At 72.4% G+C, this 23,888-nt stretch carries 21 protein-coding genes; 12 read left to right on the top strand and 9 right to left on the bottom strand.

What is annotated here, in order from left to right:
- Positions 1-61: 61 nt before the first annotated feature.
- Both NOCJ54_RS0123005 and NOCJ54_RS0123000 read left to right on the top strand, forming a co-directional pair.
- Complete coding sequence (locus tag NOCJ54_RS0123005; RefSeq protein WP_145725625.1) at positions 62-430, top strand: hypothetical protein; 369 nt, start codon at positions 62-64, stop codon at positions 428-430.
- A gap of 5 nt (positions 431-435) precedes the next feature.
- Positions 436-795 (top strand): DUF5130 family protein, encoded by a 360-nt coding sequence (locus NOCJ54_RS0123000; protein ID WP_028657352.1) that lies wholly within the window; start codon positions 436-438, stop codon positions 793-795.
- A 344-nt stretch (positions 796-1,139) separates the two neighbouring features.
- Here the strand turns inward: NOCJ54_RS0123000 and pepN are convergent, their stop codons facing one another.
- Positions 1,140-3,737, bottom strand: a complete 2,598-nt coding sequence (gene pepN / locus NOCJ54_RS0122995; protein WP_028657351.1) for an aminopeptidase N — start codon at positions 3,735-3,737, stop codon at positions 1,140-1,142.
- Between the two features lie 220 nt (positions 3,738-3,957).
- On the opposite strand from pepN, the gene NOCJ54_RS0122990 reads away from it, so the two are divergent.
- The 6 genes from NOCJ54_RS0122990 (at position 3,958) to NOCJ54_RS27855 (ending at position 11,114) form a co-directional block, all read left to right on the top strand.
- Entirely contained in the window at positions 3,958-5,589 is a 1,632-nt protein-coding gene (locus tag NOCJ54_RS0122990) for a CHAP domain-containing protein (RefSeq protein ID WP_084255657.1), read from the top strand.
- 64 nt (positions 5,590-5,653) lie between these two features.
- Positions 5,654-6,286, top strand: a complete 633-nt coding sequence (locus NOCJ54_RS0122985) for a mycothiol-dependent nitroreductase Rv2466c family protein (protein ID WP_028657349.1) — start codon at positions 5,654-5,656, stop codon at positions 6,284-6,286.
- Between the two features lie 305 nt (positions 6,287-6,591).
- Positions 6,592-8,382: a methionine--tRNA ligase gene (gene metG, locus NOCJ54_RS0122980; RefSeq protein ID WP_028657348.1), complete on the top strand. Its 1,791-nt coding sequence runs from the start codon at positions 6,592-6,594 to the stop codon at positions 8,380-8,382.
- On the top strand, positions 8,382-9,230 hold the full coding sequence (locus NOCJ54_RS0122975; protein WP_036519517.1) for a hypothetical protein: 849 nt from the start codon (positions 8,382-8,384) through the stop codon (positions 9,228-9,230). The genes metG and NOCJ54_RS0122975 overlap by 1 nt, the downstream gene beginning before the upstream one ends.
- Positions 9,231-9,261: 31 nt before the next feature.
- A complete protein-coding gene (locus NOCJ54_RS0122970) occupies positions 9,262-10,188 on the top strand; it encodes a GNAT family N-acetyltransferase (RefSeq protein ID WP_051486315.1) in 927 nt (308 codons plus the stop codon).
- 17 nt (positions 10,189-10,205) lie between these two features.
- On the top strand, positions 10,206-11,114 hold the full coding sequence (locus NOCJ54_RS27855) for an alpha/beta hydrolase (protein WP_051486314.1): 909 nt from the start codon (positions 10,206-10,208) through the stop codon (positions 11,112-11,114).
- Positions 11,115-11,129: 15 nt separating this feature from the next.
- Here the strand turns inward: NOCJ54_RS27855 and NOCJ54_RS0122960 are convergent, their stop codons facing one another.
- Positions 11,130-12,338: a glycoside hydrolase family 43 protein gene (locus NOCJ54_RS0122960; RefSeq protein ID WP_157515030.1), complete on the bottom strand. Its 1,209-nt coding sequence runs from the start codon at positions 12,336-12,338 to the stop codon at positions 11,130-11,132.
- A gap of 43 nt (positions 12,339-12,381) precedes the next feature.
- On the opposite strand from NOCJ54_RS0122960, the gene folC reads away from it, so the two are divergent.
- Genes folC through secA form a run of 3 tightly spaced genes read left to right on the top strand, consistent with a single transcriptional unit; the run spans position 12,382 to position 17,104 of the window.
- Entirely contained in the window at positions 12,382-13,734 is a 1,353-nt protein-coding gene (gene folC, locus NOCJ54_RS0122955; RefSeq protein ID WP_028657344.1) for a bifunctional tetrahydrofolate synthase/dihydrofolate synthase, read from the top strand.
- Complete coding sequence (locus NOCJ54_RS0122950; protein WP_232221868.1) at positions 13,731-14,195, top strand: DUF4233 domain-containing protein; 465 nt, start codon at positions 13,731-13,733, stop codon at positions 14,193-14,195. The genes folC and NOCJ54_RS0122950 overlap by 4 nt, the downstream gene beginning before the upstream one ends.
- Before the next feature lie 23 nt (positions 14,196-14,218).
- Positions 14,219-17,104, top strand: coding sequence for a preprotein translocase subunit SecA (gene secA / locus NOCJ54_RS0122945; protein WP_028657342.1), 2,886 nt, complete (start codon positions 14,219-14,221; stop codon positions 17,102-17,104).
- A 102-nt stretch (positions 17,105-17,206) separates the two neighbouring features.
- On the opposite strand, the gene NOCJ54_RS0122940 is transcribed toward secA, so the two are convergent.
- The 3 genes from NOCJ54_RS0122940 to NOCJ54_RS0122930 form a co-directional block, all read right to left on the bottom strand.
- Entirely contained in the window at positions 17,207-18,406 is a 1,200-nt protein-coding gene (locus tag NOCJ54_RS0122940) for a hypothetical protein (RefSeq protein ID WP_036519515.1), read from the bottom strand.
- 82 nt (positions 18,407-18,488) lie between these two features.
- Positions 18,489-18,992: an Rv3235 family protein gene (locus tag NOCJ54_RS28785; protein ID WP_051486313.1), complete on the bottom strand. Its 504-nt coding sequence runs from the start codon at positions 18,990-18,992 to the stop codon at positions 18,489-18,491.
- A gap of 12 nt (positions 18,993-19,004) precedes the next feature.
- Positions 19,005-19,667 (bottom strand): LysM peptidoglycan-binding domain-containing protein, encoded by a 663-nt coding sequence (locus tag NOCJ54_RS0122930; protein WP_028657340.1) that lies wholly within the window; start codon positions 19,665-19,667, stop codon positions 19,005-19,007.
- Positions 19,668-19,787: 120 nt separating this feature from the next.
- On the opposite strand from NOCJ54_RS0122930, the gene NOCJ54_RS0122925 reads away from it, so the two are divergent.
- Entirely contained in the window at positions 19,788-20,327 is a 540-nt protein-coding gene (locus NOCJ54_RS0122925; RefSeq protein ID WP_028657339.1) for a hypothetical protein, read from the top strand.
- Positions 20,328-20,405: 78 nt separating this feature from the next.
- Here the strand turns inward: NOCJ54_RS0122925 and NOCJ54_RS0122920 are convergent, their stop codons facing one another.
- The 4 genes from NOCJ54_RS0122920 to NOCJ54_RS0122905 all read right to left on the bottom strand — a co-directional run bounded on the left by NOCJ54_RS0122920 (position 20,406) and on the right by NOCJ54_RS0122905 (position 23,824).
- Positions 20,406-20,756: a sec-independent translocase gene (locus NOCJ54_RS0122920; protein WP_028657338.1), complete on the bottom strand. Its 351-nt coding sequence runs from the start codon at positions 20,754-20,756 to the stop codon at positions 20,406-20,408.
- A 64-nt stretch (positions 20,757-20,820) separates the two neighbouring features.
- The gene (locus NOCJ54_RS0122915) at positions 20,821-21,966 is read right to left on the bottom strand and encodes an Mrp/NBP35 family ATP-binding protein (RefSeq protein WP_036519564.1); all 1,146 of its coding nucleotides are present in this window, start codon (positions 21,964-21,966) and stop codon (positions 20,821-20,823) included.
- A 50-nt stretch (positions 21,967-22,016) separates the two neighbouring features.
- Positions 22,017-22,574: a DUF1003 domain-containing protein gene (locus NOCJ54_RS0122910; RefSeq protein WP_028657336.1), complete on the bottom strand. Its 558-nt coding sequence runs from the start codon at positions 22,572-22,574 to the stop codon at positions 22,017-22,019.
- The gene (locus tag NOCJ54_RS0122905; protein ID WP_028657335.1) at positions 22,571-23,824 is read right to left on the bottom strand and encodes a magnesium transporter MgtE N-terminal domain-containing protein; all 1,254 of its coding nucleotides are present in this window, start codon (positions 23,822-23,824) and stop codon (positions 22,571-22,573) included. Before NOCJ54_RS0122905 ends, NOCJ54_RS0122910 begins: the two co-directional genes overlap by 4 nt.
- Positions 23,825-23,888: the final 64 nt, after the last annotated feature.

Below are 23,888 nucleotides of genomic sequence, written 5' to 3'. Positions count from 1 at the left end.
GGCGGGACGGATGAGGGCCACCACCTGCCCCGTCAGGAGCAGGTGTCGATATCCTCCTCCCGTGACCAGCACTGTTGTTCGACGCCTCCTCGCCCTGTGCTCCCTCCTCGGGGTGAGCGCTTCGCTCGTCGTGGCCGGTGCGAGCGCGGCCACCGCCGACACTCCTGAGCCCCGTCCGGGCAGCTGGGAGGCGAAGCCGGACGTGGACCTGCTCCAGGCGTTCCTGGTGCTCGGCGGCATCCCGCTGCTGGTCTTCGTGGTCATCACGCTCCTCTACGTCGCCCCGGCGCTGGCCAAGGGCGAGGACCTGCGGCCCAGCGCGCTGGAGCCCGAGGCGCAGTGGCTCGGCGGCCCGCGCAAGGCGCCGGGCGAGCTGGCCGCCCCGGACTCGGCCGACTCCAAGGCCGGCGGCGCCGGCGGCAGCTGGTAGTCGCCATGCCCGCCAAGGCCCTCTCCGCAGCCGAGCAGGCGAAGCTCGACGTCACGATCCGAGCCGCGGAGCAGGCCTGCCGCGCCGAGATCTCCGTCTACATCGGCGACGTGGCGGGTGACCCCCGCGAGTTCGCGACCAGCCTCCACAACACCCTGGTGCTGCCCGCGCGCAGCGTGCTGGTGATGGTCGACCCCGCCCGCCGCCTCGTCGAGATCGTCACGGGCGGCCACGTCCGCGAGCGCCTCACCGACGAGGAGTCCCGCCAGGCCGTCGCCGCCATGACCGAGCGCTTCGCCGCCGGCGACCTCGCCGGCGGCCTCGACCGCGGCATCCAGCTCCTCGGCGAGCTCGCCAGGGACTGACCTCGGCGCCTCGTCGCCCGGGGCGATAGTCCCTGACGAAAAGCACCGTCGTACGGCGTGTCCCGGTGCTTTTCGTCAGGGACTATCCCGTCGCTGCCCCCTGCCCCGCCCACCCCTCGGACGGTTCCCGTCCGTCTCCGGCTGGGGTAGTCCCGGGTCAAGAGCACCCTGGGACGGCGTGTCGCGGTGCTTTTCACCCGGGACTATCCCGCCGAGCGAGTCGCTGACTGTCGGCGATGTATCGCCTCCGCGACCGGTGGGTACGACGACGGCCCGGCACCGTGGCGGTGCCGGGCCGTCGTGTCGACGGGTCCTGTCGACGTCGTTCCGTGGAGGGGCCGGGATCAGCCGCGGTGGTGGGCGGCGTCGGCGGCCTGCGCGGCGAGGGCGCGGGCGACGTCGGCGCGGCCCTCACGGACGTAGCGGACGGCGCCGGGGTTGACCGTGTCGGCGTGCTCGGCCAGCCAGCCGTCGACGGCGTCGAGCGTCTCCCGGGTGGCGACCAGGCGCGGGAAGATGAACTCCAGCGCGACCGAGGCCTTGTGGGCGCCGAGGCGGTCCCAGGCGCCGGCGACCTCGGCGAGGTAGCTGGCGACGTAGGGCGCGAGCACCTCCTCCTGGCCGGTCTGCCAGAAGGCGAGGACCACGCTGCGCTGGGTCTCGTTCGGCGTGGCCGGGTCGAGCACGGCCTGGCGCCACGCCCGCTCCTTGGCCTCCGCGGTGGGCATCGCTGCGCGGGCGGCCGCCGACTTCTCCTGGCCCGAGATGGTGTTGTCGGAGGCGAGCTCGGCGTCGATGCGCGCGTCGTCGGCGCGGCCGACCCGGGCGAGCGCGGTCAGCAGGCCCCAGCGCAGGTCCTGGTCGACGGCGAGGCCGTCGAGGACCAGCGAGCCGTCGAGGAGTGCCTCGAGCTCGGCGATCGCGTCGTCGCTGCGGGCAGCCGAGGCCCAGGCGCGCGCGAAGGTGAGCTGGTGGTCGGTGCCGGGCTCGGCCGAGGCGAGGAGGGCGCGCAGGCCCTTCTCCCAGCGCAGCGCGAGCTCGTCGCGGGTGGCGGGGTCGCTGTAGAGGGCGACCGCCTGCGCGGCGTACACCGGGATCCGGCTGACGCCCCAGGCGTCGGTCTCGCTGCCGATGTTGCCGAGCACCAGCTCGACGTACTCGGTGGCGGAGAGCTCGGCGTCGCGGGTCATGTCCCACGCGGCGCTCCAGACCAGCGCGCGAGCCAGCGAGTCGTCGAGGTCGGACAGGCGCGCGACCGCGGTGGCGCGGGAGCGCTCGTCGAGGCGGATCTTGGCGAAGGCCAGGTCCTCGTCGTTGAGCAGCAGGAGCTCCGGCTGGGCCTTGCCGACCAGCTCGGGCAGCTCGGTGCGCTCGCCCTCGACGTCGACCTCGACGTAGTCGGTGCGGACGAGGCGGCCCTCGACGGTGTCGTAGAAGCCGATGCCGAGCCGGTGGCGGCGCAGCGTCGGGTGGTCCGCCGGCGCCGTCTGCAGCACCGAGAACGAGCCGTAGGTGCCCTGCTCGGTGAGCTCGAAGGCGGGGGAGAGGGTGTTGGTGCCCGCCGTCTGCAGCCACTCCTGCGCCCAGCCGCTCAGCTCGCGGCCCGACGCCTTCTCCAGCGCGGTGAGCAGGTCGGTGAACTCGGTGTTCGAGAACTCGTGGTCCGTGAAGTACTGCCGCAGCCCGGCGAGGAAGGGCTCGAGCCCGACCCACGCGACCAGCTGCTTGAGCACCGCCGCGCCCTTGGCGTAGGTGATCATGTCGAAGTTGACCTCGACCGCGTGCAGGTCGACGTTGTCAGCCGCGATCGGGTGCGTCGAGGGCAGCGAGTCCGCGCGGTAGCCGGTCTGCTTGCGGGCGTTGGTGAAGCCCGTCCACGCGTCCGTGTACGACGTCGCGTTGGCCTCGGCGTGGTAGCAGGCCCACTCGGCGAACGACTCGTTGAGCCACAGGTCGTCCCACCACTTCATGGTGACGAGGTCGCCGAACCACATGTGGGCCATCTCGTGCAGGATCACCGAGGCGCGGAACTCGTAGAACGAGCGCGGCTGCCGGGAGCGGGGGAGGTACTCGTCGCGCAGGGTCACGCAGCCGGCGTTCTCCATCGCGCCCATGTTGTACTCCGGCACGTAGAGCTGGTCGTACTTCACGAACGGGTAGGGGTAGCCGAAGGCGTCCTCGAAGAACTCGAAGCCCTGCCTGGTGAGCGTGACGATCTCGTCGCGGTCGCGCTCGAGGTACTCCTTGAGCGACTGGCGGCAGTAGTGGCCCAGCGGGATGGTGCCGTGCTTGCCCTCGTAGGTGTCCTGCACCTCGTAGTAGTCACCGGCGACGATCGCGGTGATGTAGGTCGACATCGGCTTGGTCGCCGGGAAGTTCCACACGGCGAGCTCGTCGCCCTGGCCGTTGGTGGTGCCGAGCGGGGACGGCTGCGGGGTGGTCGCGTTGGAGACGACCTTCCAGTGCGCGGGGGCGGTCACGTTGAAGGTGAACGGCGCCTTGAGGTCGGGCTGCTCGAAGGTCGTGAACACGCGGCGGGCGTCGGGGACCTCGAACTGCGAGTAGAGGTAGACCTTGCCGTCGGCCGGGTCCACGAAGTGGTGCAGGCCCTCGCCGGTGTGCGAGTAGATGCAGTCGGCCTTCACGACGAGCACGTTCTCGGCCTGCAGGTCCGACAGCGCGATGCGGCTGTCGGCGTACACCTCGGCCGGGTCGAGCGCCACGCCGTTGAGCGTGACCTCGCGGACCGTGGCGTCCACCAGGTCGGCGAAGGTCGTGGCGCCGGGCTGGCGGCAGGTGAAGGTCAGCGTCGTGGTGGAGCCGAAGGTCTCGACGCCGGCGCGGGTCGCGTCGCTGAGGTCGAGGTCGATGACGTACGAGGTCACGTCGACGAGCGCGGCGCGGGTGGCCGCCTCGTCGCGGGTGAGGTTGGTGCCGGGCATGCCTGACATCCTCGCACCCGGCCCCGCATTGTCTGACAACGGGCAGCGAGCTGCCGGCTGGCCCGTTGTCGCTCCGCTCGGGCGCCAGCCAGGCAGCCGACCCGAAGGGCGGCGAATCACAACGATGTAACTTTCGAAGTCAACGCGACACGCCGGTGATCAGTGTGTTTTTCGGGGTTTTTGTTGCGTTCTGTGGCAGTTGTGTCGGAAGGTGTTCCGCATGCGCAGCCGGGGAATGGTCATGCGCTGGGGCATCTCTGTCGCCGCCAGCGCCTTGTTCGCGACACTCGTCGTCGTCGACGCACTCCCCAGGGCGGTGGTCCCGCTCCAGCAATCGGCAGCGACCACCTACCTCTGCAGTGGTTATGCCGCGTGCAAGTCCGCCGGCTACTCCGACGCGGGCTACGGCGCGGTGAGCGGGAAGATGTACTGGCGGATGTACTCCGGCCACAACTGCACCAACTACGCGGCGTACCGCGTCATCAAGAACGGCGGCCCGGCCACCCGGCCCTGGACCGGCGGCGGCAACGCCAGCGAGTGGGGCCTGCAGATGAAGAGCATCACCGACCAGGTGCCCAACGTGGGCGCCATCGCGTGGTGGGGCCGCTACCAGAACGGCAGCGGGTCCGCCGGTCACGTCGCGTACGTCGAGAAGGTGGTCTCCTCCACCGAGATCATCATCTCCGAGGACAGCTGGGGCGGCACCTTCCACTGGCGCCGCATCACCAAGTCCAGCGGCCGCTGGCCGAGCGGGTTCATCCACTTCACCGACAAGAGCCTCAAGGGCAAGAAGGCGCCGGTGGTCTCCGGCACCGCCGCCGTGGGCAGCAAGCTCACCGCGACCAACGGCAACTGGACCACCCCGCCGGGCAGCTACTCCCGTGAGTGGTTCGTCGGGGGCGAGGCCACCGGCGTCACCACCAAGACCTACGTGCCGAAGCCGGCCGACCGTGGCAAGAAGATCGTCTTCCGGGTCGAGGCGCACAAGTCCGGCTACACCTCCGCCGTCCAGGAGTCCGCGCCGACGGCAGCCGTCGTCCCGGGCACCATCAACCTCGTCGAGACCCCGACGGTCGAGGGCACGCCCTTCGTCGACGAGGTGCTGCAGGCGAACCCCGGAACGTGGAGCCCGGCGCCCAAGAACATGGCGTGGCGCTGGTTCGCCGACGGCAAGCGCCTCCCCGACGCCGCCGAGCAGGCACTCCCGCTCACCCGGGACCTGCTGGGCAAGGAGATCAGCGTCGTCGCCGTCGCCCGCCTCGGTGGCTACACCGCCGCCAGTGCGCCCCAGGTGGTCGCCGGCAAGGTCGTCATCGGCGCGATCGAGCTCACCCGCCCGTTCGCCGTCCTCGGCAAGCGCAAGGTGGGGGAGACCCTGACCGTCCGCCCCGGCACCTTCGAGCCCGCCGACGCGGTCCCGACCTACCAGTGGCTGCGAGACGGCATCCCGATCAAGGGCGCGGTCGGGGAGACCTACCGCCTCGTCGGCAAGGACGCCGGGAAGTCGGTCTCGGTCCAGGTCAACATCGGCCGCAAGAACTACGCGGCGCGCAGCGAGGTCTCGACCACGCCGGGCATCGTCAAGAGCCCGCCGACGCTGCGGGTCACCACCGCGTCGCGCAAGGGCAAGGCGATCGTCCGCGCCCGCGTCGTCGCCACCGGCGTCACGCCCGTCACCGGCCGGGTCCAGATCAGGATCGGGCAGTGGTCCCGCAACATCACCCTCGTCGACGGGGAGGCCGTGGTGCAGGTGAAGCGCCCGCTCGGCGTGCGCCCGGTCACGGTCCGCTACCTCGGCAGCACCGTCGTCCCGGCGACCTACGCCAAGACCACGGTCAAGGTCGTCAGGTGACGCCGTCCCGGCGGGACGGCCCGCCGGGACGGAATGTCCAGACCAGTTCCGGGGTTGGGCTGGCATGACGACTGCCACGCCCGACCGCGCCGACATCTGGTTCGACCCGCTCTGCCCGTTCGCCTGGATCACGTCCCGGTGGATCCTCGAGGTCGAGCAGGTCCGTGACATCGAGGTGCACTGGCACGTAATGTCGCTGGCGTACCTCAACAAGGGCCGCGACCTCCCGGACGAGTACCGCGAGCTGCTCGCCCCGGCCTGGGGCCCGGTCCGGGTGCTGCTCGCCGCGCAGGAGCGGTACGGCGACAAGGTGCTCCGCCCGATGTACGACGCCTTCGGCCAGCGGATCCACCTCGAGGGCCGCCGGCTGCACGAGGAGCCCGACGCCGGGCGTGCCCTCATCGCCGAGGTGCTCGCCGAGACCGGCCTCGACGCCGACCTGGTCGATGCCGCCGACGACCCCTCCTGGGACGAGGCCGTCGCCCGCTCCCACCACGAGGGCATGGACGCCGTCGGCGACGACGTCGGCACGCCCACGATCCACGTCAACGGCACCGCCTTCTTCGGCCCGGTCCTGACGAAGATCCCGCGCGGCGAGGAGGCCGGCCAGCTGTGGGACGGCACCGTCGCGGTCGCTGCGTACCCCTACTTCTTCGAGCTCAAGCGCACCCGGACCGGCGACCTCGACTTTTCCTGACGGCGCGAGCGCGTCGCCTGTCGACGGAAGCCGCACGGGCGCTCGCTGCGCTCGGCCCGCGGGCATCCGTCGACGCGGCTGGCGCCGCGGGCGCCGCGCTGCCGCGCCCGCGGTTGGCTCGGGGAGGACCTGCCTCCGCCTGGCGGCAGGCCTCGCCCCGCGGTCCGAGCGTCGCTCCGGTGGTTGAGGTGCGAGGCGCCCCGGCGCCGAGCCTCGAAACCTCCGGGCCCGTCATTCCGGGGCTGTGCTTTCCTCGCGCCCGCGCCGGGTGCGCGGCCCCGGCGCCGGGTCAATAGGATTCGACCATGACGCATGTCCTCTCCGCTGTCGCCTGGCCCTACGCGAACGGGCCGCGCCACATCGGCCACGTGGCCGGTTTCGGCGTGCCCTCCGACGTGTTCAGCCGGTACCAGCGGATGGCGGGCAACGACGTCCTCATGGTCTCCGGCTCCGACGAGCACGGCACGCCGATCCTGATCGCGGCCGACGAGGCGGGGATGACCCCGCAGGAGCTCGCCGACAAGAACCACCGGCTCATCATCGAGGACCTCGTCGGGCTCGGCGTCAGCTACGACCTCTACACCCGCACCACCACGCGCAACCACCACGCGGTCGTGCAGGAGCTGTTCCTGGGCGTCTACGAGAACGGCTACTTCGTCGAGCAGACGACCTACGGCGCCATCTCCCCGTCGACCGGGCGCACCCTGCCCGACCGCTACATCGAGGGCACCTGCCCGATCTGCGGGTACGACGGCGCGCGCGGTGACCAGTGCGACAACTGCGGCAACCAGCTGGACCCGCACGACCTCGTCGACCCGCGCTCGAAGATCAACGGCGAGACGCCGGAGTTCATCGAGACCCAGCACTTCTTCCTCGACCTGCCGGCGCTCGCCGAGGCGCTCACCGAGTGGCTCGACGGCCGCGAGGCGACCGGGCTGTGGCGGCCCAACGTCATCCGCTTCTCGAAGAACATCCTCGAGGAGATCCGCCCGCGGGCGATGACCCGCGACATCGACTGGGGCATCGCCGTCCCCCTCGACGGCTGGCGCGAGAACCCCACCAAGAAGCTCTACGTCTGGTTCGACGCCGTCATCGGCTACCTCTCGGCGTCGATCGAGTGGGCCCGCCGCAGCGGCAACCCCGACGCGTGGCGCGAGTGGTGGAACGACCCGGAGGCCCTGTCGTACTACTTCATGGGCAAGGACAACATCACCTTCCACTCCCAGATCTGGCCCGCCGAGCTGCTGGCCTACGCCGGCCGCGGGTCGAAGGGCGGCGAGCCGCGGGAGTACGGCGTGCTCAACCTGCCGACCGAGGTCGTGTCCAGCGAGTTCCTGACGATGGAGGGCAGGAAGTTCTCCTCGTCGAAGAAGGTCGTCATCTACGTGCGCGACCTGCTGGCCCGCTACCAGCCCGACGCCTTCCGCTACTTCGTCGCCGCCGCCGGCCCGGAGAACCAGGACTCCGACTTCACGTGGGCCGAGTTCGTCCGTCGTACCAACGACGAGCTGGTCGCCGGCTGGGGCAACCTGGTCAACCGCACCGCCAACCTGATCGCCAGGAACTTCGGCGAGATCCCGCCGGCCGGCGAGCTCACCGCCGAGGATCAGGCCGTCCTCGACGCGACCGAGGCCGCCTTCGGCGTCGTCGGCGACCTCATCGGCCGCCACCGCCAGAAGCAGGCCATCGGCGAGGCGATGCGGGCGGTCGCCGAGGTGAACAAGTACGTCTCCGACACCGAGCCGTGGAAGATCAAGGAGGACCGCGAGCGCCTCGGCACGGTCCTGCACGTCATGGCGCAGTGCGTGGCCGACCTCAACGTGGTGCTCAGCCCGTTCCTGCCGTTCTCGGCCAACGAGGTCGACAAGGCGTTCGGCGGGGCCGGCGCGGTCGCGCCGATGCCGCGGATCGAGGAGGTCACCGACCTCGACGACCCGTCGCGGTCCTACCCCGTGATCACCGGCGACTACACCGCCGTGCCCGCCTGGGGCCGGCAGCCGGTCGAGGTGGGCCGGCCGGTCGCCAAGCCGACGCCGGTCTTCACCAAGCTCGACGCCTCGGTGGTCGACGAGGAGCTCGCCCGGCTGGGCGGCTGATGCTCGGCCCGCTCGCCGACCTCGGCACCCGGAAGTTCTGGCGGGCCGCCGGCCGACCGGTCGACCTGGCCGGCGAGCACGCCTGGCTGCGGGCCCCGAGCAGCGCCGGACCGGTCGTCCGGGACCGCTGGCTGGCGGCCGAGGCCGAGCGGCACGGCGGGTACGTCGACGAGGCGACCCCCGGTGCCGGGCTGCTGGCCTCGATGGCCGAGCTCGACGGACCCGGCTTCCGGGCCGCCGACCTGCTGCCGCAGGTGCGCGCCTTCTACGAGCACACCTCGGACTGGCACGTCGAGGTGTGGAGCGCGTGGGCGCCGTGGGCGTGGCCGGCGGGCGAGCTCGTCTCGCGCCTCTTCGGCAAGCGGGTCGAGCAGCTCGCGCTCCCGACGCGCCCGCTCGACGTCGCCCACGGCATGGACTCCCGCGTCGCTGTCATCCGCGACGGCGCCGGCGGCCAGGTCGCGGCCGGCTGGCTGCGCACGCTGCGCGCCACGGGGGAGTTCGTCTTCAGCGGCTGCTACTCCACGCGTGCCCTGCCCGGCGCCGACCGGCCCTCGGTGCACGTCGCCTTCCCGCTCGAGTCCGGCAACGTCCAGGTCTTCCTGCGCCCGGAGGTCCAGCCCGACGGCTCCCTCCGCCTCGAGTCGCCGCCGGGCGGGTTCGGTGCCGACGGCGCCTACGTGGTCGTCGCCGACGGCGGCCGGACCCACGCCTCCCGTGCGCCGGTCCACGAGAGCTTCCACGTCCACGTCGACGACCACGGGGTGCTGCGCACCGACCACGTGCTGCGGATGTGGGGCGCCACCGCGATGCGCCTGCACTACAAGCTGGAGCCGAAAACCGGTTGAGGGCCCGCCCGCGCCCGGGCGACGATCTGGCATGGCTCCGACGGCACCGGCTCCCACGGACCCCGCCGGCAGTGCGTACGACGTGTGGTTCACCACCGACGCGGACACCTTCCTCGCCCGCGCCGGGGAGGAGCTGGCCCGGGACCCCGTGACCGCCACCGTGGTCGCCTCCATGGCCCGGCGCTGCGCCCGCCACGGGCTTCCCCCGGGAGTGCCTGACGCGTGGTTCGCGGTCGTGTCCGGTGCGGACGGCTCGGTCGCCGGGCTCGCGATGCGCACCGCGCCGTTCGAGCCGTGGCCGCCGTACCTCCTCGCGATGCCGGACGCCGCGGCCACCGCGCTGGCGCGGGCGGTGCTGGACCGCGGCGCCGACGTCGCCGGCGTCGGCGGCCTGCGCCCGGCCGCCGACGTGTTCGCCGCAGCCGTCGCCGACGCGACCGGGCGCCACGTCGAGGTGCACCTGCACAACCGGCTCTTCGAGCTGCGCACCCTCGTCGACCCCCGTCCCGTCCCCGGGCGGCTGCGCGACGTGCGTCCCGACGAGGCGGACCTGGCGCTGGGGTGGATCCGGCAGTTCCTCCGCGACGCCGACGCCCAGGCCGGCCGCGCGGCCGGGCACCTCACGGAGGCGACGGCCTTCTCCCTCGACGACGTGCAGCGGCGCATCGGCGACGGCGTGCTGTGGTTCTGGGTCGACGAGGACGACCGCCCGGTGCACCTGACGGGTGCGAATCCGCCCGCGCACGGCGTCAGCCGCATCGGCCCGGTCTACACGCCTGCTGTGGACCGCGGCCGGGGTTGGGGCGGCGCCGCCGTCGCCGAGGTGTGCCGCCGGCTCGCCGACCGCGGCGACCGGGTCACCTTGTTCACCGACCAGGCCAACCCGACGTCCAACAAGCTCTACCGGGCCCTGGGCTTCGAGCCGGTCGTCGACACCGTCCAGCTCGCCATCACCTGACCACTACCGTGGCGGGCATGGCCCTGCACCCCCAGGCCCGGCGCGCCGTGGAGGCGTCCGCCGGCGAGATGCCCGTGACCGACCCCGACTACGACATCGCGGCCGCGCGTCAGCAGGACCGGGCCGAGGCGGCGAAGCTGGAGAAGGTCCCGGTCGCCGAGGTGCGCGACGTGGACGCCGGCGGTGTGCCGGCCCGCCTCTACCTGCCGGAGGGGTACGACGCGGTGGTCGTGCACGCGCACGGCGGCGGCTTCGTCCTCAACGACGTGCAGGTCCACGACGCGGCGGTGCGCCGCTTCGCGACGATCGCCCGGGTCGCCGTGCTGAGCGTCGACTACCGCCGCCCGCCCGAGCACCGGTTCCCGGCGGCGCCGGACGACCTGTCCGCCGCGATCGGGTGGCTGGACACCCAGCCCGGGCTCGCCGACCTGCCGACCTTCTCCCACGGCGACAGCGCGGGCGGCAACCTCGCCCTCGTCGCCGCGCTGCGCCACCCGGGCCGGTTCACCGGCGTCGCGCTGATCTACCCGTTCCTCGACCCGGCGGCGTCCTTCGACTCCTACCGCACCGCCGCCGAGGGCTTCGACCCTGCCGAGGCCGCCTGGTTCTGGGAGCAGTACGCCGCCTCGCCGGCGGACCTGACCGACCCGGACCTCGCGCCGCTGCTGTCCGGGAAGCTCCACACCCTGCCGCCGACGCTGGTCACGACCGCCGAGCACGACCCGCTGCGCGACGAGGGCGAGCACCTCGTCCACCTGCTGGCCGAGGCCGGGGTCGAGGTCGTCGGCACCCGCTACCTCGGCCAGGTCCACGGCTACTGGCGGCACGTGACGGTCTTCGACGCCGCGGAGCCCGCCATGAGGCAGGTCGCCGGGTGGATGCGGATGCTCGTCGAGCGGGCCCGCGGCGAGTCCCCGCGGCCCTAGCCCGGCTCAGTCCGCTCAGCCCGGGTGGACGACCTCGAGCGTCCCGTCCTCGCGCTGCCACAGCCCAGCGACGTGGAGGCGGCGCAGCCCGCCGACCCGGTCCCAGGCGTGGTAGACGAGGCGCAGCGACTTGCCGGTGACGATCGCCGACGCCCCGCCCGGCCCGGGGTGACCGGTCGTGGCCGTCGACAGCAGCGGCAGGCCCTGGTTCTGCCGTACGCACGGCCCCTGCGGGCCGGCGCAGATCGCGTAGCCGGTGGCGTAGTCGGCCCGCTCCCACGAGCTGCCGGAGTAGAAGAGGTAGGTCACCCCGCGGAACTGCACCATCGACGGGTTCTCGATGGTGTCGCCCTCCCATCGCTCGGAGAGGGTGAGCAGCTCGCGGGTTTCGGAGCCCTCGGCGAAACCGGTGCCGTCGCGGTTGAGCTGGCGGATGAACAACCCCGCGGGGCGCCGGTTCACCACACCGGAGAACTTCCACAGCAACCACGGGACCCCGGTCTCGTCGACGAACACGTCGGGGTCGATCACGCCGAGCTGGGCCTGGCCGTAGCAGAGCGGCTCACCGACCGGCCGGAACGGGCCGGCGGGGGAGGGGCCGCGGGAGAGCCCGATGCAGTTGTGCCGCTCGCCGCCGCTGGTGCCGGCCGGGGCGGCGTACGCCGCTGTCCAGCCGTTGCCCACCTTGTCGACGCCCGGCGCCCACAGGCTCTTGCCGCGACCGCGCGAGCGCACCCAGCCGGCCGGCTGCAGCGGGTCGACCGCCCGGCCTGCCCCGTCGGTGAGCGGGGTCCACGTCACCAGGTCGCGCGAGACCAGGGTCGGCAGCCGCAGGCCGGCGGTGTTGGTGGCGTAGGCGTACCAGCGGCCGTTCGCGCGCACCACGTCCGGGTCGGCGAAGTAGCCGCGGTAGGCGACCCCGGCGCGCCACTGCTCGCTGCCGCCGGCGACGACCACCGGCGCCGGCCGACGCTGCTGCGGCAGCTGCTGGGCCAGCCGCTCGGCGAGCTTCGCGAGGTCCTGCATCTCGCCGACGAGCAGGTCCTCCGGGAGCTCGGTCGGCACCTCCGTCGGCTCCGGGATGAGGGGAGCGTCCGACGACGTCGGCGCTGTGCTCGGGCCTGCCTGCGGCGTGCCGTCGCCGTCGCTGCTGCAGCCGGCGAGCGCGACCGCCACGGCCAGCGCGCCGGCGGCGAGCACCCGGACCCGTCGACCAGTCGTCATGCTTTCCCTCCCTCCCGAGCGGACAACATAGACTCTCCGCGCCATGACTGAGCCTGCCGCGCGCCCTGCCGAGACCGTCGCCGAGGCCGAGGACGCGCTGCTGTCCCGGTGGCCGGAGACCCGGCTCGAGCCCTCCCTGGACCGGATCCAGGCGTTCACCGAGCTGCTGGGTGACCCGCAGCGCGCCTACCGGTCGATCCACCTGACCGGCACCAACGGCAAGACGTCGACCTCCCGGATGATCGACGGCCTGCTGCGCGCCCTCGACCTGCGCACCGGCCGGTTCACCAGCCCGCACGTCGAGCGGATGGCCGAGCGGATCAGCATCGACGGCGAGCCCCTGGACGACGAGGCCTTCGTCCGCGCCTTCAACGACGTGGCGCCGTACACGCACCTCGTCGACGAGTCCGAGGCCCATCCGCTCAGCTTCTTCGAGACCGTCGTCGGCATGGCCTACGCCGCGTTCGCCGACGCGCCCGTCGACGTCGCCGTCGTCGAGGTCGGCATGGGCGGCTCCTGGGACGCCACCAACGTGATCGACGCCGACGTCGCGGTGGTCACCCCGATCGCGGTCGACCATGCCAACTACCTCGGCGGCACCGCCGCCGCGATCGCCCGCGAGAAGGCCGGCATCATCAAGCCCGGCTCGGTCGCCGTGCTGGCCCAGCAGAGCGCCGAGGTCGCACCCGTCCTGCTCGAGCGGATCGCCGAGGTCGGCGCGACCGTCGCCCGCGAGGGCCTCGAGTTCGGGGTCGTGACCCGCGCGGCCGCCGTCGGCGGCCAGGTCGTCACCCTCCAGGGCCTGCGCGGCCGGTACGACGACGTCTTCCTCCCGCTCTACGGCGCCCACCAGGCGCAGAACGCCGCCACCGCCCTCGCTGCCGTCGAGGCCTTCGTCGGCGGCGACGAGCCGCTCGGCGACGACGTGGTGCGCGGGGCGTTCGCCGAGATGACCTCGCCGGGCCGGCTCGAGGTCGTGCGCCGCAGCCCCACCATCGTGCTCGACGCCGCGCACAACCCGCACGGCGCCGAGGCCACGGCCGCCGCGCTCGACGACTCCTTCCAGTTCGACCCGCTCGTCGGCGTGGTCGGGGTCATGGGTGACAAGGACGCCGAGGGCCTGCTCGCGGCGTTCGAGCCCCACCTGGCCCACGTCGTGGTGACCCAGAACTCCACCGCCCGTGCCATGCCCGCCGACCAGCTGGCCGAGACCGCCCGGGAGGTGTTCGGCGAGGACCGGGTCAGCGTCGTGCCCCGGCTCGCGGACGCCATCGACGAGGCCGCCGCGCGTGCGGAGGCAGCCGGCTCGGACGCGCTCAGCTCCGGGGCGGTGCTGGTCACCGGTTCCGTCGTCACCGTGGGCGAGGCCCGCGCGCTCCTGGGAGGTCGCAAGTGAGCCAGCAGGACCAGCAGCCGGACCCTGCCGCAGATCCCGCCGTGGACCCTGCCGTGGACCCGGCCCTGGACCCGGCCCTGGACCCGGAGCGCACCGAGTCGCCGCGGCGCAGCATGTGCGCCGCCGTGCTCACCCTCGAGGCGATCGCCGTCGGGCTGTCCACGCCGGTGATGATCACCCTCTCCGACGTCGACCCGGCGCTCGCGCTGTCGCTCGGCCTGGGCCTGGCCCTGCTGTGCGTGCTGGTCGCCGGGGCGCTGCGCCGTCCCCAGGCCTACCTGCTCGGGCACCTGCTCCAGCCGGCCGCGATCGCCCTGGGCCTGCTGGCCCCGCTGATGTACTTCGTCGGCGGCGTGTTCGCCGTGCTCTGGATCACCGCCTGGCGCCTCGGCGCCAAGATCGAGCGGGAGCGGGCGGAGGCCTTCGCGGAGTACGACCGGCGCCGGGAATCGGGCGAGTGACGACCGCTCGGTAGAGTGGCGGGGTGCCTGTGATCATCGACAAGCTCCTCCGCATCGGGGAGGGCAAGATCCTCCGCCAGCTCGAGGGGATCGCCAAGGCGGTCAACGCCATCGAGGACGACTTCAAGGCGATGTCCGACGCCGAGCTGCAGGGCATGACGGACGAGTTCCGCAAGCGCCTCGAGGACGGCGAGACGCTCGACGACATCATGCCCGAGGCGTTCGCGACGGTCCGCGAGGCCGCGCGCCGCGTGCTCGGCCAGCGCCACTTCGACGTGCAGGTCATGGGCGGCGCCGCGCTGCACATGGGCAACATCGCCGAGATGAAGACCGGTGAGGGCAAGACCCTCGTCTCGACGCTCCCGGCGTACCTCAACGCCCTCGAGGGCAAGGGCGTCCACGTCGTCACCGTCAACGACTACCTGGCCAAGTTCCAGTCCGAGATGATGGGCCGCGTCCACCACTTCCTCGGCCTGTCCGTCGGCGTGATCCTGCCGAGCATGCGCCCGGCCGAGCGCCGTGCGGCGTACGCGTGCGACATCACCTACGGCACGAACAACGAGCTGGGCTTCGACTACCTGCGCGACAACATGGCCTCCTCGCTGGAGGAGTGCGTGCAGCGCGGCCACAACTTCGCCATCGTCGACGAGGTCGACTCGATCCTCATCGACGAGGCCCGGACCCCGCTGATCATCAGCGGCCCGACCCAGGACGAGGTGAAGTGGTACGCCGAGTTCGCCAAGATCGCGCAGAAGCTCACCCGCGACGTCGACTACGAGGTCGACGAGAAGAAGCGGACGATCTCGGTCCTCGAGGCGGGCATCACCAAGGTCGAGGACCACCTCGGCATCGAGAACCTCTACGAGTCGGCGAACACTCCGCTGATCTCGTTCCTGCACAACTCCATCAAGGCCAAGGAGCTGTTCCGGAACGACAAGGAGTACGTCGTCATGGAGGGCGAGGTGCTCATCGTCGACGAGCACACCGGCCGCATGCTGGCCGGCCGCCGCTACAACGACGGCCTCCACCAGGCCATCGAGGCCAAGGAGGGCGTGAAGGTCCGCGAGGAGTACCAGACCCTCGCCACCATCACCCTGCAGAACTACTTCCGCCTCTACGAGAAGCTCTCCGGCATGACCGGTACGGCGCTCACCGAGGCGTCGGAGTTCGACAAGATCTACAACCTCGGCGTGGTCCCGATCCCGACCAACAAGCCGATGCTCCGCAAGGACCAGCCCGACCTCGTCTACCGCACCGAGGAGGCGAAGTACGAGGCCGTCGCCGAGGACATCGCCGAGCGGCACGCCAAGGGCCAGCCGATCCTCGTCGGCACGGTGTCGGTCGAGAAGTCGGAGTACCTCTCCAACCTGCTCAAGAAGCGCGGCATCCCGCACTCGGTCCTCAACGCGAAGGTCCACGCCGAGGAGGCGAAGATCGTCGCGCTCGCCGGTCACAAGGGCGCGGTCACCGTCGCGACCAACATGGCCGGTCGAGGCACCGACATCATGCTCGGTGGCTCCTACGAGTTCCTCGCCGACCAGGAGCTGCGCAAGCAGGGCCTCGAGCCGACCGGCGAGACCGCGGAGGAGTACGACGCCGCGTGGCCGGCCATGGTCGAGCGGTTCAAGGACCAGGTCTCGCGCGAGCACGACGAGGTCAAGGAGCTCGGCGGCCTCTACGTGATCGGCACCGAGCGCCACGAGTCCCGCCGCATCGACAACCAGCTCCGCGGTCGTTCCGGTCGCCAGGGCGACCCGGGCGAGAGCCGCTTCTACCTGTCCCTCCAGGACGAGCTGATGCGGCTGTTCAAGTCCGACTGGGTCGACCGGGTGCTGCTGCTGCTCAAGATCCCGGACGACGTCCCGATCGAGAACAAGCGGGTCACGAACGCGATCGCCAACGCGCAGAGCCAGGTCGAGTCGCAGAACTTCGAGTCCCGCAAGAACGTCCTCAAGTACGACGACGTCATGGACCGCCAGCGCAAGGTGATCTACGCCGAGCGTCGTGAGGTCCTCGAGGGCGTCGACCTCGAGGAGCAGATCCGCGGGTTCATCGACGACGTCGTCGCCGGCTACGTCAACGGCGCGCTCGACGAGTTCTCCGAGGAGTGGGACCTCGAGCAGCTGTGGACCGACCTCAAGCAGTTCTGGCCGGTCTCGATCTCGTGGAAGGACCTGGTCGAGGACGCCGGCTCGCAGGCCGCGCTGGAGAAGCGGGACCTGATCGAGGCGCTCAAGGCCGACGCCCACGCGGCCTACGACCGTCGCGAGGAGGAGGTCGGCGAGGAGGCCGCCCGCGAGCTCGAGCGCCGCGTGCTGCTCTCCGTGCTCGACCGCAAGTGGCGCGAGCACCTCTACGAGATGGACTACCTCCGCGAGGGCATCTACCTCCGCGCGTACTCGCAGCGCGACCCGCTGGTCGAGTACCAGCGCGAGGGCTACGACATGTTCGCCGCGATGATGGACGGCATCAAGGAGGAAACCGTCGGCTTCCTCTTCAACCTGGAGGTCCAGGTCGAGGAGGAAGAGGAGGAGTTCCACTACCACGCCGACGGCAGCCGTCACGCCGGTCCGATGCACGAGGGCGCGTTCGCCGAGCCCCCGGTCGGCGTCGTCCAGGGTGGCGTCAGCCTCGACAAGATCGCCGGTGAGCTCGACGGCGGCGCGGCGCGGCCGAAGGTCCGCGCCAAGGGACTCGACACCCCGAAGCAGCCGCAGAACCTCGCCTACTCGGCGCCCGACGAGACCGGGCACGAGGAGGTCCGCGGCGGCGGCACCGTGACCAACGCGGGCGACGAGTACGCCGACGTGGGCCGCAACGCGCTGTGCCCCTGCGGCTCCGGCAAGAAGTTCAAGCGGTGCCACGGCGCCCCCGGCGGTCCCACCGGGACCACCGCGCGGGTCAGCTGAGCCGCCGGCGCACCTGCAGGACGCGACGACGCCCCCTCCCGGGTCCGGGAGGGGGCGTCGTGCGTCCGGGACGCGGGTGGCGCCGGACGGACTAGACGAGTGCTAGTTGAGCGCCATCCGCGGCTCGCCGTTCAGCAGGCCGTTGGCGGAGCGGACGCAGGTGCCGCCGCGGGGCGACCCGCCGTTCCACGCCTGGCGGACGCAGCTGCGCACGGCGAGCTGGCCCCAGTAGTTCGGGTGCAGCGACTCCTGGATGTAGTAGGGGCTGCTCCCGATGGTGGTGACCGTGCGGATCTGGTTGACCCACTCGGTGCGGTCGACCGCACCCGGCGAGGTCCAGCCCGCGATGCCGACCTCCTCGTAGAGGCCGACGCCGCTCTCGCACAGCCGGCGGCCGTTGAGCGCGCGGGCCAGGTCCAGCACCTTCGCGTTGGTGACGCCGGCCTGGCTGATCGCGCTGGTGACGGTGCCGTTGATCTTCGGCAGCGCGGTGTTGTTGGCCCAGTCGGCGTCGGCGTTCCAGAAGCCGCACCCGCCGGTGCTCTGCCGCGTGTAGCCGCTCTGGCTGTAGCGCAGGCCCGAGCCGGTGGGGATCGGCGAGGGGTAGGTCTGCACGAGCATCGTCCACTGTCCGTCGGCGTAGCCGGCGTTGCGCATCGCGGTGCGGACGTTGAGCAGGGCGTTCGCGATCCGGGTGCGGACGGTGGTGACGTTGCTCGTGGTGAAGTTGCTGGTCACGCTGCTGTCGTCGTAGCAGTAGTCCTTCCACCACGACGGCGACAGCAGGAAGTCCTGGACGCACTGCTGGACGATGCCGGCGAAGTTGAAGTCGTTGCCGCCGATCGAGACGACCACCATCCGCACGTTGTGGGTGGTGGCGAAGGTCTGCAGGGCGCGGGCCTGGCCCACGCCCTGGCTGCCGCTGTAGAAGTCGAGGCCGGGCTTGAACTCCGAGCCGGTCGCGGTGGCGGCCTTCGCCCCGGAGCAGGCCAGGTTGAGGCTGTTCACCCCGCCGCCGATGTGGATCTCGGCGCTGCGCGAGCGGTGGCAGCGGTTGATCGCCTCGCCGGTCCCGCTCGCGTTGTCGTAGTAGGCCGTCGGGCCGAGGGCGTCGGCGCGGGCGCTGCTGCTGTTGGACGAGCCGGCCCAGCGGCCGGCCTCGCCGGAGATGTAGGAGTCGCCGACGGAGACGACCCACGGGCTGCCGACCCCGGGTCCGTCGGCGTGGGCGGGGGACGCGGTGAGCGGGGCGACGAGCGTCGCGCCGAGGGCGGCCAGCGAGGCCACGAGTGCACGGATCATGGACGGACAGTAGTGACGCAGGTCACACGTGAACAAGAGTCGCGTTCGTCCGACGCGGCAGCCCGGCCGTCGGGGCGGGCGGTCAGGAGAAGTCGAGGGCCGTGCAGACCCAGCGCTGCCCGGTGCGCTCGAAGCGGGCAGCGAGGGCCCGGGACCGCTCGCCGTGGCGGACGTGGATGCCGCACTCGACGACGCGGTCGGTGACGAAGCAGGCGTGCACGCTGTGCACCTTCGGCCGCACCGCCTGCACCTGCGCCAGCCCGGGCTGGTGGCCGCCTGCGCGCGCGACGAGGTGGGCGCGCAGTCGGAGGTCGGCGTACACATCCGGGGTGGTCCACCGCACGAGCTGGGACACCGGGCGGTCGCCGCCGACGATCTCGACGACGGCCTGCGCGAAGCGGTGCGTCCACTCCTCGATCGTGCGGCGCAGCCGGCGGTCGATCGACACCACGGCGGCACCCGGGCGGCGGGGCGGGGCGGCGACCGGCGGTGCCTGGCGGGGGAGCAGGGCGAGCGCGAGGGTGCCCTGGGTCGCCGCGACCGGCACGGCCTCGCGGTGGCCGAGGGCGGAAGGTGCTGCCGTCATCGTGGTCTCCTGTCAGCGTTCACTCGGTGGGAGCCGGAGCTGCTGCCCCGGGTGGATGACGTCGGGGTCGACGCCGATGGTGGAGGCGTTGCGCGCGTGCAGCCGCTGCCAGTACGACGCCACGTCGGCCGCCGTCGCGGCGGGGCCGAGGACGCGGGCGGAGATCGACCACAGGCTGTCGCCGGGACGGACCCGGACGGTGTGGCCGGCGTGGTCGGCGTGGTCGGCGTGGTCGGCGGCCCGAGGGGTGTGGCGGGGCTGGTCCGTTCCGTTCGCGCGGTCGGGCAGCGGCAGGCCGGCCAGGCCGGGCGCCGGCACGTCGCCGCCGCCCGCGGTCGCCGGTGCCGCGGTGACGGCGACGCCGGCGACCCCGCACAGGGCGAGCAGGGCGGTCCGGACGGGTCCGACCCGACGCCCGCCGGGGCCGGTGCCGCCCGGGGCGCGCAGCAGGCTCCACGCGACGTCCGTGGCACTCGTCCAGAGCAGGAGGCTTGCAACGACCGCGGCGGCGCCGCAGGCGGCGACCACCAGGTCGGCGAACTCGGCGTCGGAGGGCTCCCGGAGCGGACGCGCCGCCGCGGGGCCGACGAGCGCGAGCGCCGCCGTCACCGCGGCCGTCACCGCCAGCCACAGCGCCGCCGCCCGCTGCCGGACGCTCGTCGTCGCACCACGCATCCCGAGGACCTTTGCGTTTGCTTGCGTTTGCGTCAGCATGCGCCTGATTGGCCGGCTTCGTCAATCAGTCTTCCACAGCCTGCGGCGGCCAGCTCGCCGACGGCGTGCGAGGGTGGCCCCATGGGCTGGGAGGACGAGCTGTTCGCGCTCTTCGACGACCTCGAGGACCAGGCCAGCGCCCTCCACGCCGCCGAGCGGAGCGCCGAGGTCGCCGACCGCGCCCGTGCGGAGTACCAGCAGGTCACCCTCGCCAGCCGGCTGATGGCGAGCGCGGGGACCTCCGTCACGCTCGGGATCACCGGGGCCGGCCGCGTCGCCGGCACGCTGGAGCGGGTCGCTGACGGCTGGCTGCTGCTCTCCGCCGGCGACCACGACTGGGTGGTCGCCACCGGCGCGGTCGCGACCGTCGAGGGTGCGTCCGTGCGCTCCGTCCCCGAGGTCGCCTGGTCGCCGCTGACCCGGCTCGGGCTCGGCTCGGCGCTGCGCCGGATCGCCGAGGCGGGGGAGGAGTGCGTCCTTCACCTGCGCGACGGCACCCGTCACGAGGGCGTGCTGCGCCGCGTCGGCGCGGACTTCTGCGAGCTCGTCGAGGGCGAGGAGCGGCGTACCGTCCTGGTCGCCTTCACGGCGCTGGCCGCCGCGCAGTCGCGAACCTGGTGACGGTTTCTCGCGCTTGTCGACCGTTGCAACGGCCGACAAGCGCAGGAATCCCCGGCTGAGCGGGGATTCCTGCAGTCGTCAGGTCGCGTCGACGTCGAACGGCGGGAGCTCGCCCTCCGCCAGCGGCTCGTGGTGGACGACGTCGGCCGGGTCCTCGCGGATGACGTCCTCGAGCTCGTCGAGCTCGGCCATCGCCTCGGCGATGTGCTTGCGGACGATCGCGCGGGGGTCGAGGTCGGTCAGCTCGAGGTCGGCGTACTCCGGGCCGAGCTCGGCGCGCAGCTCGTCGCGGGCGTTCGTCGCGAACCGGCGCAGCTGGCGCAGGAAGCGGCCCGCCTGCTGGGCGAGCTCGGGCAGCTTGTCCGGGCCGAACACCAGCACGGCGAGGAAGGCGATGACCACCAGCTCGCCGAAGCCGATCCCGAACATCGCGCGTGCCCGTCCCGTCTCGCCTGCGTCGCCTGAGCTGCCCGTGTCGCCTGGTCGGCCCGGGTCAGAACTTGCTGGTGGGGGTCAGGCCGAGCTGCAGGCCGGCCAGGCCGCGGGTGCGGCCGTCGAGGCGGTCGGCGATCGCGGTCAGCGCGGACGCGGAGGCGGAGGTCGGGTCGGACTCGACGATCGGCTTGCCGGCGTCGCCGCCCTCGCGCAGCGACACGTCGAGGGGGACGCGACCGAGCAGCGGCACGTCGTACCCGAAGCGCTGGGACAGCGTCTCGGCGACGCGCTCGCCGCCGCCCGCGCCGAAGATCTCCAGCTTGTGGTCCTTGCCCTCCGCCGTGCAGTGCGGGCAGGGGAGGTAGCTCATGTTCTCGACGACGCCGACGACCCGCTGGTGCATCATCGAGGCCATCGTCCCGGCGCGCTCGGCGACCTCGGCGGCGGCCTCCTGCGGCGTGGTCACCACGACCACCTCGGCGCCCGGCAGGTGCTGGCCGAGCGAGATCGCGACGTCGCCGGTGCCCGGCGGCAGGTCGAGCAGCAGGACGTCGAGGTCACCCCAGTAGACGTCGGCGAGCATCTGCACCAGGGCCCGGTCCAGCATCGGGCCGCGCCAGGCGACGACCTGGTCGCGGCGCGGCTTGAGCATGCCGATCGAGATGACCGAGACGCCGGACGCCGTCGGGACCGGCATGATCAGGTCCTCGACCTGGGTCGGGCGCGAGTCGGCGACGCCGAGCATGGCGGGCACCGAGTGGCCGTAGATGTCGGCGTCGACCACGCCGACCTTGCGGCCGGCGCGGGCCAGGGCGAGCGCGAGGTTGACGGTCACCGACGACTTGCCGACGCCGCCCTTGCCGGACGCGATGGCGAACACCTTGGTCAGCGAGCCGGGCTGGGCGAACGGGATCTCGCGCTGGGCCTGGCCGCCACGCAGGGTCTCGTGGAGGCCCTGGCGCTGCTCGGCGCTCATCACGCCCAGCTCGACCTCGACGCCGGTCACGCCGGGCACGGCGGAGACGGCTGCGGTGACGTCGCGGGTGATCGTGTCCTTGAGCGGGCAGCCGGCCACCGTCAGCAGCGCTTTGACGCTGACGACCGAGCCGCCGTCGCCCGGCGCGATGTCGACGGAGTCGACCATGCCGAGCTCGGTGATGGGCCGCTTGATCTCCGGGTCGTTGACCCGGCTCAGGGCCGTCATGACCTGCTCGACGGACGGGGACTGCTGCACGCTGCTCACGTCGGCCGAGTCTAGGTCGTGGGCGGCTGCGCGCGGTCGTCGGCGTCCTCGTGAGACGCCGCACGGTCCCCGGCGCGTTCCTCGGCCCTCTCGTCGAGCTCGGCGAGCAGGGAGCGCAGCTCGGAGCGCAGGTAGTCGCGGGTGGCCACCTCGCCCATCGCCATGCGCAGCGACGCGACCTCGCGGGCGAGGAACTCCATGTCGGCGTGCGCCCGCGCGTCGGCCTGCCGGTCCTGCTCGGCGATCACCCGGTCGCGCGCCTCCTGGCGGTTCTGGGCGAGCAGGATCAGCGGGGCGGCGTACGACGCCTGCAGGCTCAGCATCAGCGTCAGGAAGATGAAGGCGTACTTGTCGAAGCGCAGGCCCTCGGGGGCCATCGTGTTCCACACGATCCACAGCGCCACGAAGAGCGTCATGTAGATGAGGAAGCGTGCGGTGCCCATGAACCGGGCGAACTGCTCGGCGAAGACGCCGAAGGTGTCCTCGCGCTCGGGGCGCCGCCGGAACCACGGGCGGCGCTCCTCCCTCGGCGTGTCCAGCCGCTCGCGGCTGCGGTGGGTGTCGCTCATCGGGGCCCCCTCGCCCGGGCCCGGTCGCGCCAGTTGGCCGGCAGCATGTGGTCGAGCAGGTCGTCGACGGTGACCGCGCCGATCAGGCGGCCGTTCTCGTCGACCACGGGCGCGGCGACCAGGTTGTACGTCGCCAGGTGCGCCGCGACCTCGTCGATGCTCGCCTCCGCGCGCAGCGGCTCGAGGGAGTCGTCGAGGGCGCCCGCGACGAGCGTGGACGGGGGCTCGCGCAGCAGCCGCTGGATGTGCGCCACGCCGACGAGCTTGCCGGTGGGGGTCTCCAGCGGCGGGCGGCAGACGTAGACCAGCGCCGCCAGCGCGGGCGTCAGGTCGGGGTTGCGCACGTGCGCGAGGGCGTCGGCGATCGTCGCGTCCGGGCCGAGGATCACCGGCTCCGGCGTCATCATGCCGCCGGCGGTGTCCTCGACGTAGGACATCAGCCGGCGCACGTCCTCCGCCTCCTCGGGCTCCATCAGCTCGAGCAGGATCTCGGCGGTCTCCGGCGGCAGGTCCCGCACCAGGTCGGCGGCGTCGTCGGCCGACATCTCCTCGAGGACGTCGGCCGCACGCTCGGAGTCGAGCCGCTTGAGGATCTCGACCTGGTCCTTGTCAGGCATCTCCTCGAGGACGTCGGCGAGGCGCTCGTCGTCGAGCGCGAGCGCCACGGCGGTCCGTCGGTCCGGCGGCAGGTCGTGGAGGATGTTGGCGGCGTCGGCCGGGCGCATCTCGTTGAGCGCGGCGATCAGGTGGGTCGCGCCCTGCGCCTCGTCGGTGCGGGTCAGGCCGATCACGTCGCGCCACTCGACCACGTGGGTCTGGCCGCGACGGCGGAAGCCCTTCGACGGCTCCCGCACGGCGACCCGGCTGAGCACCCAGTCCCGGTTGCGGGCCGGCTCCATCGCCACGTCGTACACGGTGCCGGTGATGCCGGAGTCCTTGATCGTCACCTGGCGGTCGAGCATCTGCCCGATGACGAGGGTCTCGGTGGAGCGCTGCTCGAAGCGGCGCATGTTCAGCAGGCCGGTCGTGTAGACGTGGCCGCTGTCGATGTTGGTCACCCGTGTCATCGGCACGAAGATCCGGCGCCGGCCGAAGACCTCGGCCACCATCCCGAGCACGCGCGGCTGCGTCCCCTCGGTGCGCATGGCGACGACGAGGTCGCGGACCTTCCCGACCTGGTCGCCCTGGGGGTCGAAGATCGGGAGTCCGACCAGCCTGGCCGCGAACACGCGGGAGGGGGTGGAGCTCACGTCGGACAACGCTACCGTCGGAGTGGGCCAACTCCGGGCTGCCGCCCCGGCAGAGGGTCTACCC

Source organism: Nocardioides sp. J54, from assembly GCF_000519005.1.
Lineage (GTDB): Bacteria > Actinomycetota > Actinomycetes > Propionibacteriales > Nocardioidaceae > Nocardioides.
The sequence above is the reverse complement of the archived record's forward strand: the minus strand, read 5'-3'. Positions and strand labels throughout refer to the sequence as shown.